We start from the raw sequence: 13902 nt of genomic DNA on the forward strand, positions 1-13902 counted from the left end.
GTGACGCGACCCGGCGCGGATGCTAGAACCGGTCTCACAATGGAGGATCGGGTCGTGGGACTGGATGTTGCTGAACAAGGACCGGGCGAAGGGCGCAGGACGGGAACGCGCTGGCTGTTCGGGCTGGGCGATCCACCATGGTCAACCCGGCTTGCGGAGGAGCGTCTGGCACAGCGCAACCCGCATCTGGCCCGCGCGCTGGAAGTCGAGAAGATGGAAGGCCAGCGGATCGCGACCTGGAGCCGCGCCGCCGCCATGGCTGTTGTGGGCATCCTGCTGATCTACCTCAACCCGCGCTGGGAGATGATCTATTATCAGGCGCTGCTCCTGCTGTTCGTCATCATCGGCATAGCGCAATTGCGAGCGGCGCGGGTCGGGCAATCCTATCTCGAACTGCTGCTGATATTCGCCGATCTCGTGCTGCTGACCCTGACGCTGACCGTACCCAATCCGCTGGCGACGGACCCCTGGCCGACCGCCATCCAGCTCCGGTTCGGAGGCTTCCAGTATTTCTTCATTTTCCTCGCGGCGGCGACACTCGCCTATAGCTGGCGGACCGTGCAGGGCATCGGCGTCTGGGTTGCTGTCGTGTGGCTGCTCGGCGTCGGCGGGGTCTATCTGCTCGGCACCACCTATCCGGAGCTTTCCGTGAAGATGCGCGAGGCGCTGGTCGGCTATGAGCGCGTCTTCGAGATGCTGGACCCCAACAGCATCCAATTCACCAACCGGGTGCAGGAAGTCACGGTTTTCATCATCGTCGCCGTGATACTCGGGGTGAAGTCGCGGCGGGCGAGCCAGTTGCTGATGCGCCAGGCGGAGATCGCGGCCGAACGCGCCAATCTCTCGCGCTATCTGCCGCCCTCGATGGTGGATGAGCTCGCGCATCGCAACGAGCCGATGGGCGGCGTGCGCTCGCAAGAGGTGGCGGTGCTGTTTGCCGATATTGTCGGCTTCACCCGCTATGCCGAGAGCCACACGCCTGATGAGGTCATTGCCTTGCTGCGCAGCTTTCATGCGGCGCTCGAGGAGGTGGTGTTCTCACATGGCGGCACGCTCGACAAATATATGGGTGACGGGCTGATGGCGAGTTTCGGCACACCGAGTGCTTCGGCTCATGATGCCGCGAACGCGATCGCGGCGGCCTTCGAGATGCAGGCGAGCATCGGCCGGCTGAATGCCGACCGGGCGGAGAAGGGACTGGAGACGATCCGGCTCTCCGTCGGCGTGCATTACGGGCCTGTCATCATGGGCGATATCGGCAATGCGCGGCGGATGGAATTCGCGATGCTCGGCGATACCGTCAACGTCGCCTCGCGGCTGGAGGCGGCGACGCGCATCCTCGACTGCGTCACCATCGTCAGCCAGCCGGCGGTGGAGGCGGTGGCCGATATTTCGCTCCGCGAGAGCTTTCGGCGCAAGATGCGGTTTCACCAGGGGCTGATGCTCCGGGGACGGAACGAGGGGGCGGATGTTTGGCTGGCTTAGGTTTGGCACCCCCGCTTCTCCCCTTGGGGAGAAGGTGGCCCGCAGGGCCGGATGAGGGGTTCCCATCTACGCCGAGTACGCTGCTGAAAACCCCTCATCTGCCCTTCGGGCATCTTCTCCCCAAGGGGAGAAGCGGGAACGATGGCACCGCCCGCTCCACGCTTTGACACCTTAGCGCCGCTACTCTACTGAGATCCCGTCCAAAAGGAGAGACGGGATGGAGTGGTCGAAGGCGAGCCTGCTGGCACAGGCGATGGGCAAGATCGACGAGGCGAGCCGCGCGGTGACGCCGCCGATCCATGTCAGCTCGACCTTCATCCGCGATCCCGACAACCAGTATCGCTCCGGCAATATCTACGGCCGGCCGGACAATGAGACGGTGCGCGAGGTCGAGAGCGTGCTGACCATGCTCGAAGGCGCGGCGGCTTCGATCGTGCTCGGCTCGGGCATGTCGGCCGCGACGGCGGTGTTCCTGGCGCTCAAGCCGGGCGACCATGTCGTGGCGCCCACGGTGATGTATTGGGCACTGCGCAACTGGCTGAAGAATGACGCCACCGAATGGGGGCTGAGCGTCGATTTCGTCGACACGACCGATCTCGACGCGGTGCGGGGTGCGGTGAAGAAGGGCGCGACCAAGCTCGTCTGGATCGAGACGCCGGCCAATCCGATGTGGTCGGTGACCGACATTGCTGGTGTGGCCGAGATCGCCCATGCGGCGGGCGCCCGGCTAGCTGTCGATTCCACCGTGCCGACGCCGATCCTTACTCAGCCGCTGGCGCTCGGCGCCGATATCGTGATGCATTCGGCGACGAAATATCTCAACGGCCATTCCGATGTGCTGGCCGGCGCGCTCTGCACGGCGCGCGAGGATGAATTCTGGGCGCGGATCAAGCGCGTGCGCGCCATGCTCGGCCAGATCCTCGGGCCGTTCGAGGCCTTCCTGCTGCTGCGCGGGTTGCGCACGCTCGACCTCCGCGTCCGGGCGATGAGTGCCGCGGCGATGACGGTGGCCGAGCATTTCGCGGCTGACCCGCGGGTGCTGGAGGTGCTCTATCCCGGCCTGCCCAGCAATGCCGGCCATGCGGTCGCGGCCAGGCAGATGACCGGCGGCTTCGGCGGCATGCTGTCGATCCGGGTGCGGGCGGGTGAAGAGGCGGCGATCCGGACGGCGGCGAATGTGAAGCTCTGGAAGCGGGCGACGTCGCTGGGTGGGGTGGAGTCGCTGATCGAGCACCGGGCGTCGATCGAGGGGCCGGGGACGCCGTGTCCCACAGACTTGCTCAGGTTGTCGGTGGGGATCGAGACGCCCTCGGATTTGATTGCGGATCTGGAGGCGGCGCTCGGGGCGAATGCGTAGCGGAGTAAACGCCCAGATAACCTGAGCTTATTGGATCTGGATGTCCGGCCTCTTCTTTCGGGGCGGTCTCTTGAGTCGTGACTTGGTTGGGCCTGCTTCTGCCGACGATTTGGCAAAAGCAATTATGCGAGCTGTGATGAGGGCGATCGCTGGCTCCTCGTTTTCGATATACGAGCTTCCGCGATCCTCGATGCTTGGCACCGGCTTATTGCGATACCAATCTTTTGCTTTTCCCTCTGCGTCTTTCCGTTTCTTCTTTTCGAAAATATCACGGTATCTCCGAGGCGATATCCCTATGAATGGTTCAAAAAGAACCTTCCCTTCCTCTTCTGCAGGCGAATAGGTGATCGAGTCGCCATGAAGATCTTTCGCATGGCTCTTAGGATAAGGTTCAAGGAAGATTACCTTGCGAACGCCTGAGGAGACGATGTGTTTTGCGCACATGTGGCAGGGAAATGTTGTGCAATAGAGCACCGAATCCATAAGGGGCCTGCCGAGGCGAGCAGCATCCGTTATCGCCGACATCTCAGCGTGAATAATCCTGCCAAACTCAATGATATCCATAACGCGAGATTCTGCGATGAGCTTCTCGGACATTAAATGACGCATCTGTTCAACAGATGACCCAGCTTCCACTAGTTTGTCTGAAAGATAGCCAAGCGTTCCCATCCGCTCGATTAAGTCGTGAACCATCCGAAGCTTTCTGCTGTGATTTCCATCGATTCCAAGTTCGAAATCTCGGAATTGATCGCCTTCATCACACCAATAAGTTCCTCCGAAAGCTTTAGGCACCTCGTTGCATCCCAACGAAATAATCTCTCCGCGTTTTGAGAAAATTGCCGCACCTACTTGCCGCGAAAGATCAAGCGATCGAAGCGAAGCTCCAGCCGCAGCATACATACCGTATTCGGCCTTCGTAGGCGACATTCCATTGTGTCCGAAGAGTGCCTTGATGAAACGTACTACCGTCTCCGCAGCATGCCTGCTTCCATCTCCAGGCACGAAAACATCGCCCAAGTGAAAGACATCGGATACTCGCTGGCCGAAATCATCTTCGACCTCATTATTATCGATTGAAATCAAATCGATTGCTTGCTTTTCCGCTTCGTCGTCCTCAACGATAGCAGGGCCATAATTCTTGATTTTGTTGATCAATTGTCGACGACGTTCGTCCTTGTCCGAATAGACAGAAATTTGAATGAATTTTCGTCCATAAACTTCGCGTAGAAGTTGGATCTCTTCTTCGCGCTTAAACTGCCGAATGATGTAGGCTGTTTGCAGGATCGGATTGTCTCGAGCCTTCTTGGGTGTAAACTTTTTGTGATGCACCTGCCTTAATCGCCGTATTTCGCTGATTGCGATGCACGCAAGCGCTGCTCCATTTTGCGCTTCTCTTCGGACGGTGTCCGCATTGGCAATGAGTGATCGGTATCGACTTTCATACGTGGTCTCATCTACATGAAGAGATGGAATGAGATCCCGCATTATCGTGGTCAGATGTATTACGCGATAATCGTAGTGGACATCCTCAAGCGCGCTTTGCAAATCGGTAATGACTGCGTCAAGGTTCACTCCAATAGGACCTACCAGACCAATGACCAATTCGGGATTATCAACGGTGGTCGATTTCGCCAATTTGATGCCGCCTTTAAGGGAACAGTAAGCTTCACAAATGATTATTATTCGATAGCAGAAATTGGCGGTATCTTGCGAGTCGGAAACATCCTTGGAGGGAAGGGTTATGCAAACGCAAACTGTAAAGCGAGTTGAGCTTGCGAGCTATTCACGACAGATGCAGCTGACGGCGATTATGGAAGATGCCGTCGAGCATGTGCTAGAGCGCGATGATAATCGCAGAGGTCCGTACGTAATCGATGATCACGATCTGCGCGGCGTCACCGTTAAGAAAAATAATCGTAATATTTGAACTGTATTTAGCGCGTTAAGACGCACTGATCAAACTTACGAAAATGAGTTAATCGAACAGCTTTTCCGTTTGATTAGCTCACCCTTTCCACAAACCCATCCAACACCCGCTTCTGCCCCGCCCGATCAAAATCGATCGTCAGCTTATTCCCCTCGATGCCCGCCACATTGCCATTCCCGAACTTGATGTGGAACACCCGGTCGCCCACCGAAAACGCGCTCGGCGTGTCCACCTTCGACTTGGCCACCAGTTCCCCCGCGATCACCTTGCCCTGCGGCCCCGCCTCGCCATAGCCGATGCGTTCGACCTGGTAGCCGGAGCGGTTTCCCCAGTTGTTGCGGGTGGCGTCGGTCTTGTTGGCCTGGGCGCGCTGCCAGCCCGGGGAGGTGTAGCCGGAGGAGAAGGGTTCCTGGCGGTCGAAGCGGGATTGGCCGTAGGGGTTGCGGCCGTAGCCGCCGTAGTTCTGCTCGGTCTCGGCGACCTCGACATGGGCTTCGGGCAGTTCGTCGAGGAAGCGTGACGGGATGGTCGATTGCCAGAGGCCGTGGATGCGCCGGTTGGAGACGAACCAGATGTGGAGGCGTTTTTTCGCCCGCGTGATGCCGACATAGGCGAGGCGGCGTTCTTCCTCCAGGCCTGATCGGCCGCCTTCGTCGAGCGAGCGCTGATGCGGAAACAGGCCTTCCTCCCAGCCGGGCAGGATGACCGTATCGAATTCGAGGCCCTTGGCGGAGTGCAGCGTCATGATCGAGACGGCGTCGAGCGTCTCGTTCTGCTCGGCATCCATGACCAGAGAGACATGTTCGAGGAAGCCGCGCATCGACTCGAAGCTGTCCATCGAGCGGATCAGTTCCTTGAGGTTTTCGAGGCGGCCGGGCGCTTCGGCCGTCTTGTCGGCCTTCCACATGTCGGTATAGCCGGATTCTTCAAGGATCGTCTCAGCGAGCTCGGTATGAGGAGTCGATTCAAGCAATTGGCTCCAGCGCTTGAAGTTTTGCACCACGTCGAACAGCGCCTTGCGCGGCTTCGGCTTGAGCTCCTCGGTCTCAACGATCTCGGACGAGGCCTGCAGGATCGGGATGTCGCGCTTGCGGGCATAGTCGTGCAGGAAGCGGATCGTGGTGTCGCCCAGGCCGCGCTTCGGCGTGTTGACGATGCGCTCGAAGGCGAGGTCGTCGGCCGGCTGGCAGACGAGCCTGAAATAGGCCATGGCGTCGCGGATTTCGAGCCGCTCGTAGAAGCGCGGGCCGCCGATGACGCGGTAGTTGAGGCCGAGCGTGACGAAGCGGTCTTCGAATTCGCGCATCTGGAAGGAGGCGCGGACGAGGATTGCGATATCGTTGAGCAAGTGCTTCTGGCGCTGCAGCTGCTCAATCGTCTCGCCGACCGCGCGGGCTTCCTCTTCAGAATCCCAGGCGGCGTGCACCATGACCTTTTCATGCTCGGGATCGTGGTCGTCGGTGTAGAGCGTCTTGCCGAGCCGACCTTCATTGTGGGCGATCAGGTGGCCGGAGGCGCCGAGGATATGGCCGGTGGAGCGGTAGTTGCGCTCGAGGCGGATGACGGTGGCGCCGGGAAAGTCCTTCTCGAAGCGGAGGATGTTGTCGACATCGGCGCCGCGCCAGCCATAGATCGCCTGGTCGTCGTCGCCGACGCAGCAGATGTTGACGGAGTTGTTGTGCCGTGTGGCGCCCCCCTCATCCGGCGCATTCGCGCCACCTTCTCCCCGCTGGGGAGAAGAGGTACTCGAGGCAGCGGCGCGCTCCCTCTTCTCCCCAGCGGGGAGAAGGTGGTCCGAAGGACCGGATGAGGGGGGCCGCGTACTCTTCGGCCGCTGCGCCAGCAGCCTGAGCCACATATACTGCGCCGTATTCGTATCCTGATACTCATCGACCAGAATGTAGCGGAAGCGGCCCTGGTAGTCGGCCAGGATATCCGGGTTCTTCTTGAGAATGCGGATCGGGTGCAGCAGCAGGTCGCCGAAGTCGCAGGCGTTCAGTGTCCTCAGGCGGTTCTGGTAGGCGGTGTAGAGTTCGCGGCCCTTGCCGTTGGCGAAGGCGCGGGAATCGCCCTCCGGGATCTGGTCGGGGTCGAGGCCCTTGTTCTTCCAGCCGTCGATCATCTGGGCGAACTGGCGGGCCGGCCAGCGCTTGTCGTCGAGGCCCTCGGCGGCGATGAGCTGCTTGAGGAGCCGGATGACGTCGTCGGTGTCGAGGATGGTGAAATCAGACTTCAGCGAGACCAGCTCGGCATGGCGGCGCAGGAACTTCACGCCGATCGAATGGAAGGTGCCGAGCCAGGGCATGCCCTCGACCGCTTCGCCCGCGAGATGGGTGATGCGCTCGCGCATTTCGCGCGCGGCCTTGTTGGTGAAGGTCACGGCGAGGATCTGGCTCGGGAAGGCGCGGCCCATGGCGAGGATATGGGCGATGCGGGTGGTGAGGACGCGCGTCTTGCCGGTGCCTGCGCCGGCGAGCACCAGGACCGGGCCGTCGAGCGTCTCGACCGCGCGGCGTTGTTCGTCGTTCAGGCCGTCGAGATAGGAGGCTTGCGGGCGGCCACCGTCGCGGGCGGCCATGGCGCGCGCGGCGAGCCCGGAAGGCCCGGCCGGCCGCGCGGGCGCGGCTTCACGCTTCGCCGGGCGCGGCGTCGGCTCCTCATCGAAGAAGGGAATGTCGTCATAGCCACTGGTCATCGGCCCTAATGTAGTGATTCGGTTGCCGGTGACCAGCTTGAAGTTTCTGCTTTGTTCAGGCCTATCACGCCGCCTCGACGGAAAGCTCGGCGATCAGGCCGTCGATTTCGGTGGTCCATTCGGCCTTGAGGCGCGCCTTTTCACCGGCGTCGAGCCATGCGCCGTCGATGGAGTCGAGCGCCGCGCGGCGGAATTCGGCCGGGGTGAAGCGCAGCAGTCTTTCGGCCTTCTGGTATTCGATGCCGAGATCGGTGGCGAACATCGGCGGGTCGTCGGAATTGATCATCAGCTTCAGCCCGAAATCGGCCATCTGCCGAATCGCGTGGTCGGATGACGAGAGATCGTGCCAGGGCGAGGTGACCGCTGATGTCGAGGGGCAGACGGTGAACAGGATGTCCAGCTCCCGGCAGCGCTGCATCAGCGCCGGGTCGGTAACGACATGGTAGCCGTGGTCGATGCGACGAACGCCGAGCGCGTCGATCGATGCCGCGACATGCGCCGCCGGGCCGCTCTCGCCGGCATGGGCGGTGAGGTTGAGACCCGCCTTGCGGGCGCGGGCAAAGAGCGCTGCATAGGGTTCCGGCGGGAAGGGCGCTTCGAGGAAATCGAGGCCGATGCCGATCAGCCGCTCCTCCTTGCGCGCCAGGATCATGTCGAGAAGTTCCTCGCCGGCGGCCGGGCCGAGCTCGCGGTTGACACCGGGGACGATGCGGCTGTCGATCGAAAAGTCGGCCTTGGCCTCGTCCATGCCTGCGACGATGCCTGATATCATCGTGTCGAAGGTCACGCCGCCCGGAAAATGAACCTGCGGCGAGAAGAAGAATTCGACATAGCGCGCGCCGTTGGCGGCGCAGCTTTCCAGCATCTCGTAGGTGATGCGGCGATAGTCGTCAGCGGTAACGATGCTGTTGGACACGGCCGTGTAGACAGCGAGGAATTCCTTGAGGTCCTGGTATTTGTAGAGATCCTCGACCTTTTCGCAGGGCGGCAGCGCCACGCCGTTCTTCCTGGCCAGGTCCCGGGCGGTGGCGGGGAGAATGGCGCCCTCGAGATGGATGTGGAGTTCGATCTTCGGCAGGCGGCGCAGAAACGCGTCCATCGACAGCATGGCCAAACTCCTCGTTTGTCTAAAAAACAAGCAATATTGAGCAGTGCTGAAAATGTTCGCTTTCGGTCCGGCGTTTGTCAAGTCGAGTTCACGGGACATTACAATTTGTTCATCCCGCGAATCCAAACTTGCGGCCGCAAAGGTAATGAAAGATAACAGGTTGGGGGAACGACATCACCGGCTCGACTGGAGAAGTGTATGCGAATCCTAACCCAGCTGCTGACAGGACTTGTCTTTCTCGCTGTCGGCGCAATGCTCCTCCTCCATTTCGTGCCGGGCTCGGCCGGGATGGCGCGGACCGTGGGTGTTCCCGAAAATATCATCGCCATGGTCGCCAAGCCCGCGCCGACGGCCCTGCCGCCGGCTGAAGGCAACCAGCGGCGCAACCAGGGCCAGCAGCTTACTGTCGTCGTCAAGAATGCCGAAGAGGGCAAGATCAACGATCGCCTGCGTGCCATCGGCGATGGCGATGCGATCCGCTCTGTCGGCATCACGCCGCTTGTCGCCGGCCAGATCGCGGAATTGCGGGTCAAGCCTGGCCAGCGGGTCAAGGCCGGCGAGGTCATCGCCCGGCTCGACGACGCGGTCGAGACGGTCGCCGTTTCGCAGGCCAAGGTCGCGATGAAGGCGGCCGAAGCCAAGCTGAACCGCAACGAAGACCTCAAGAAGATCATTTCCCAGGCGGAATACCAGGATGCGCAATCGGCCGTGGAATCGGCACGTCTTGCCGTCTCGGCCGCCGAGATCGCGCTGCAACGGCGCGTGGTGCATGCGCCGATCGATGGCATCGCCGGTATCGTCAATGTCGATACCGGCGATTACGTCACCGTCTCGACGCCGCTGGTGACCATCGACGACCGCTCGCGCCTGCTGGTCGATTTCTGGGTGCCGGAGCGATTTACTGGCCTGATCCGCGAAGGCCAGATGGTGGAAGCCCGGCCCATCGCCCGCCCGGGCAAATCCTATCCCGGCAAGATCGAGGCGATCGACAACCGGATCGATCCGGCGAGCCGCACGCTGCATATCCGCGCCGAGATCGAGAATGAGGGCGATACGCTTCGTGCCGGCCAGTCCTTCGAGGTCGTGCTCAACCTGCCGGGCGATACGTGGCCGTCGGTCAGCCCGCTCGCCATCCAGTGGGACAGCGAAGGCTCCTATGTCTGGCGCGTCGGCAAGGACAACAAGATCGAGCGCATCGCTGCCGCTATCATCCAGCGCAATCCCGATGATGTTCTGGTCGATGCCAAGATCGTCCCGGGGGACCGCGTGGTGATCGAAGGACTGCAGCGCCTGCGCAACGGCGTGGTGGTGCGAATCTTCGGCGAAAAGGAAAAGCCTGAAAAGGTGGCCGATGCGACGAAGGTGACCCAATGAGTGCGGCCGGTCGCATCAAGCAGGCATTCTCCGCCTCGCTGTTCGTGCGCAGGCCGATCCTTGCATTGGTGCTCAACACGCTGATCGTCGTCGCGGGTCTTGCGGCCTATCGCGGCATCGAGGTGCGCGAACTGCCGTCCGTCGACAGACCTGTCATCACCGTCCGGACGGATCTCGATGGCGCCTCGCCGGAGACGATGGACCGCGAGGTCACCGAGACGATCGAGGGCGCCGTCGCCCGGGTGACGGGCCTGAAGTCGGTTTCGTCGGTCTCTGCCTTTGGCAACAGCCGCGTGACACTGGAATTCTCCGACACGACCGATCTTGCGACCGCGGCCGCCGACGTGCGCGATGCGCTGAGCCGCGTCACAGACGTGCTGCCCGATGGCGTGACCGCGCCGCGGGTGATCAAGGCCGATGCCGATTCCCAGCCGGTGATACGGCTCGCCGTGACGTCGTCGACGATGAAGGCCGAGGATCTCACGGTCTATGTCGAGGATGTCATCGAGAACCGGCTGGCTTCCGTCGAGGGCGTCGCCGACGTCCAGTATTTCGGCGAGAAGGAAAAGAGCTTCCGCATCGACCTCGACCAGGCGAAGCTCGCCAGCCGCGGGATGACGGTGGCCGACATCAAGACTGCGCTTGCCACGGCGGCGCTCGACGTGCCGGCCGGTACGATCGAGAGTGCGTCGACCAACATCGTCGTGCGCGCAAGCTCGGATATCACCACGCCCGAGGAATTTGAGTCGGTCATCATCAACGGCAAGGTCCGGCTCGGCGACGTCGCCAATGTGACGCTCGGCGCCGAAGAGGGCACCTCGACCATGCGGTCGAACGGCATAGCCGGTGTCGGTCTGGGTATCATCCGGCAGGCTCAGTCCAACACGCTCGATATTTCCCAAGGCGTCCAGGCTGTCGTCGCCGATCTGCAGAAGACCCTGCCCAAGGGCATGACGATGCGCATCACCAGCGACGATGCGAGCTTTATCCGCGGCGCGATCCACGAAGTGGTGCTGTCGCTGGTGCTGGCCGTGTTCATCGTTGTCGCGGTCATCTTCCTGTTCCTTCGGAACCTGCGCGCGACGCTGATCCCGACGATCACAATGCCTGTTGCGCTGGTCGGCACGCTGGCCGCAATCTATCTTGCGGGCTTCTCGATCAACATCCTGACGCTGCTCGCCATCGTGCTTGCGACCGGCATGGTCGTCGATGACGCGATCGTCGTGCTCGAGAATATCGTGCGCTATCGCGCCAACGGCATGGGTGCGCGCGCGGCCGCGGTGCTCGGCACCTCCCAGGTGTTCTTTGCGGTCGTGGCCACCACGATCACGCTCGCGGCCGTTTTCGTCCCGCTCGCCTTTCTGCCGGGACAGGCCGGCGGCCTGTTCCGCGAATTCGGTTTCACGCTGGCCATTTCGGTGCTGCTGTCCGGCGTGGTGGCGCTGACGTTATGTCCGATGCTTGCCTCGCGCATGCTCGGTGCCCATGATGTGGAAGAGCATGGCGGCGTGCTCGGCTTCTTCGGCAAGGTGTTCGCCAAGACCTATGAGAAGACGTTGGCCGTCATGCTGGCGGTGCCGGGCATGGTTGTCGCCGCTTCGGTGCTGATCGTGGTGGCCGCAGTTGCAGTCTACCTTTCGCTGGGTCAGGAATTGACTCCGCGTGAGGATCGCTCCGCGGTTCTCATCCGTGCCCAGGCCCAGCAGGGCGTCAGCCTTGCCTATACGGAGGAACAGCTCCGTAAGGTCGAGGACGCGCTGAAGCCGCTCGTCGATGCCGGCGAGATCGAGAATATCTTCACCATCAGCGGGCAGGGCGGTTCGTCCAATTCCGGCTTCATGGTGTTGACGCTCGCGTCCTGGGAAAAGCGGGTGCGGACACAGGCCGAGATATCCGACGATGTGCGCAAGGCGCTGCGGGTGGCGCCGGCGCTGCAATCCAACATCATCCAACCCAACAGCCTCGGCATTCGCGGTGCCGGCAGCGGCCTCAACTTCGCGCTGACGGGAAACGACTACGACCAGCTCTATGTCGAGGCGCAGAAGATGATCGATGCGCTCAATGCCAGCGGCAAATTCGATCTGGTGCGGCTCGACAACGATCCGACCCAGGCGCAGATCTCCGTCGATATCGACCGCGAGAAGGCGGCCGATATCGGTGTCGATATCCAGGGCCTGGCCTCCGCCCTGCAGGCAATGCTCGACGGCACCAGCATCGGCGACGTCTTCGTCAACGGCCGCCGTATCGATATCACACTGGTCTCGTCGGACAATCCGATCAACGATCCGCAGGATCTCGAAAATATCTTCCTCAAGACCAAGGATGGCCGCTTTGTGCCGATGGCGGCGGTCGCGTCGCTGAAGGAGCGGGCGATCCCGCCGCAGCTCGCCCGCGAGAACCAGACCCGCTCGGTCGCAATCACCGGCGTGCTCAAGGAAGGCACGGGGCTCGGCGATGCATTGGCTTTAGCGCAGGAAACCGGTCGCAAGATCCTGCCAGCCGGCATCAACATCCTGCCGCTCTCGGAAGCGGCGACGCTGGGCGAGAATTCCTCGGGCATGACCGCCGTCTTCGGCTTCGCCATCATCATCATTTTCCTGGTGCTGGCAGCGCAGTTCGAAAGTTTCGTGTCGGCGCTGATCATCATGACGACGGTGCCGCTGGGGCTGGCCTGCGCGGTTTTCGCGATGATGCTGACCGGGCAGACGGTGAATATCTACAGCCAGATCGGGCTGGTGATGCTGGTCGGCATCATGGCGAAGAACGGCATCCTGATCGTCGAATTCGCCAACCAGTTGCGCGACGACGGCCAGAGCGTGGGCGAGGCGATCCGCAATGCCTGCCGCATCCGGCTTCGCCCTGTCATGATGACGATGATCGCGACCGTGCTCGGCGGCGTGCCGCTGACGCTCGCTTCGGGCGCCGGTGCCGAAGCACGCGTGGCACTCGGCTGGGTCATTGTCGGCGGCCTCGGCCTGTCGACGCTGGTGACGCTCTACATCACGCCTGTTGCCTACCTGTTGTTCGCCGGCCTGACCAAGCCGCATGCGCATGAAGAGGAGCGGCTGGAGCGCGAAATGGCGGCGGCGAATTCCAACATCGCCGATCTCGAGGAAGAGCTTATCCCGCACGCGGCGCAATAGACCATGGTGCGGAAATATTCCGTCTCGCTCCATGGTCACCGCACGAGCTTTTCTCTGGAGGAGGAGTTTTTCGTTGCCCTCAAGCTCATTGCCGACAAGCGTGGCCAATCGCTGGCCTCGCTCATCGTCGAGGTCGATGACCAGCGGCCGGACAGTTACAATCTGTCCTCGGCGCTGAGGGTTTTCGTGCTGAAGCAGGCGCAGGGCGGACACGCGGCCTAATCGTCGATGCCTTTGCCTTCGAGGATCTGAGGGATGTATTTCTCGATCCGCGCCTCGCGGGTCTTGGCCTGCTTGGCGCCCGCGAAATGCAACAGATAGGCGCGCTGCCGGCCCGGGGTGAGCGCTTCGAAGGCGGTCTTCAAATCGGCGTGTTCGTTGAGCTTCGCTTGAAACTCTTCGGGAATGTCGAATTCCTTCTTGAACTCGACCTTCAGGCCGGCTTTCTCGACCTCGATCGCTTCCTGGATATAGGACTTGAGCGAATTGGCCATGCGCTTGATTTCATCGGCGCTGGTGAAGCGGATCTGGCGTGCCGCCTGCACATTTTCGGTCTGCTGGATGAGGATGTTACCAGGGTCCTTCATCAACGCTCCCTTGAAGAACAGCAGCGCGCAGTATTCCTTGAAGCCGTGCATCAGCACGATGTTGGTCTTGTCGAGCGCGTAGCAGGGATGACCCCATTTGAAGTCCTCCGCGAGATCGAAGTCGCGGATGATGGCGCGGAGCGCCTCGAATTCCTTGCGCCAGGTCTTTTCCCGCTCGAGATAGGCGTCGACTTTAGGGTTCGTCTTTGCTTCGGTCATTCCGCAC

10 protein-coding genes are annotated in these 13902 nt (G+C 61.5%); 6 read left to right on the forward strand and 4 right to left on the reverse strand.

The features are described 5' to 3' along the window. Positions 1-54: 54 nt before the first annotated feature. Both AC2YI2_RS06915 and AC2YI2_RS06920 read left to right on the forward strand, forming a co-directional pair. A complete protein-coding gene (locus AC2YI2_RS06915; protein WP_487385700.1) occupies positions 55-1485 on the forward strand; it encodes an adenylate/guanylate cyclase domain-containing protein in 1431 nt (476 codons plus the stop codon). A 217-nt stretch (positions 1486-1702) separates the two neighbouring features. Beyond that, positions 1703-2842, forward strand: a complete 1140-nt coding sequence (locus AC2YI2_RS06920) for a trans-sulfuration enzyme family protein (protein ID WP_487385701.1) — start codon at positions 1703-1705, stop codon at positions 2840-2842. A gap of 27 nt (positions 2843-2869) precedes the next feature. Here the strand turns inward: AC2YI2_RS06920 and AC2YI2_RS06925 are convergent, their stop codons facing one another. Continuing rightward, positions 2870-4477 (reverse strand): anti-phage dCTP deaminase, encoded by a 1608-nt coding sequence (locus AC2YI2_RS06925; protein WP_487385702.1) that lies wholly within the window; start codon positions 4475-4477, stop codon positions 2870-2872. Between the two features lie 106 nt (positions 4478-4583). Between AC2YI2_RS06925 and AC2YI2_RS06930 the strand changes: the two genes are divergently transcribed. Next, positions 4584-4769, forward strand: coding sequence for a hypothetical protein (locus tag AC2YI2_RS06930; protein WP_487385703.1), 186 nt, complete (start codon positions 4584-4586; stop codon positions 4767-4769). Between the two features lie 73 nt (positions 4770-4842). On the opposite strand, the gene AC2YI2_RS06935 is transcribed toward AC2YI2_RS06930, so the two are convergent. Both AC2YI2_RS06935 and add read right to left on the reverse strand, forming a co-directional pair. Continuing rightward, positions 4843-7464 carry an ATP-dependent helicase gene (locus AC2YI2_RS06935; protein ID WP_487385704.1) on the reverse strand — a complete coding sequence of 874 codons (2622 nt, stop codon included), beginning with the start codon at positions 7462-7464 and terminating at the stop codon, positions 4843-4845. A 64-nt stretch (positions 7465-7528) separates the two neighbouring features. Then, positions 7529-8572 (reverse strand): adenosine deaminase, encoded by a 1044-nt coding sequence (gene add / locus AC2YI2_RS06940; protein ID WP_487385705.1) that lies wholly within the window; start codon positions 8570-8572, stop codon positions 7529-7531. 198 nt (positions 8573-8770) lie between these two features. Here add and AC2YI2_RS06945 point away from each other — a divergent pair, with 198 nt between their 5' ends. From AC2YI2_RS06945 to AC2YI2_RS06955, 3 genes are read left to right on the forward strand one after another with little or no spacing between them, the layout of a single operon-like run. After that, on the forward strand, positions 8771-9946 hold the full coding sequence (locus AC2YI2_RS06945) for an efflux RND transporter periplasmic adaptor subunit (RefSeq protein ID WP_487385706.1): 1176 nt from the start codon (positions 8771-8773) through the stop codon (positions 9944-9946). Continuing rightward, positions 9943-13089 (forward strand): efflux RND transporter permease subunit, encoded by a 3147-nt coding sequence (locus AC2YI2_RS06950; RefSeq protein WP_487385707.1) that lies wholly within the window; start codon positions 9943-9945, stop codon positions 13087-13089. Before AC2YI2_RS06945 ends, AC2YI2_RS06950 begins: the two co-directional genes overlap by 4 nt. Positions 13090-13092: 3 nt before the next feature. Next, the gene (locus AC2YI2_RS06955) at positions 13093-13311 is read left to right on the forward strand and encodes a ribbon-helix-helix domain-containing protein (protein WP_487385708.1); all 219 of its coding nucleotides are present in this window, start codon (positions 13093-13095) and stop codon (positions 13309-13311) included. Here AC2YI2_RS06955 and AC2YI2_RS06960 read toward each other — a convergent pair. Further along, positions 13308-13895, reverse strand: a complete 588-nt coding sequence (locus AC2YI2_RS06960) for a YdeI/OmpD-associated family protein (RefSeq protein ID WP_487385709.1) — start codon at positions 13893-13895, stop codon at positions 13308-13310. The two genes, AC2YI2_RS06955 and AC2YI2_RS06960, sit on opposite strands and share 4 nt — an antisense overlap. Positions 13896-13902 lie beyond the last annotated feature (7 nt).

Source organism: Rhizobium sp. SRI_017 (assembly GCF_057586295.1).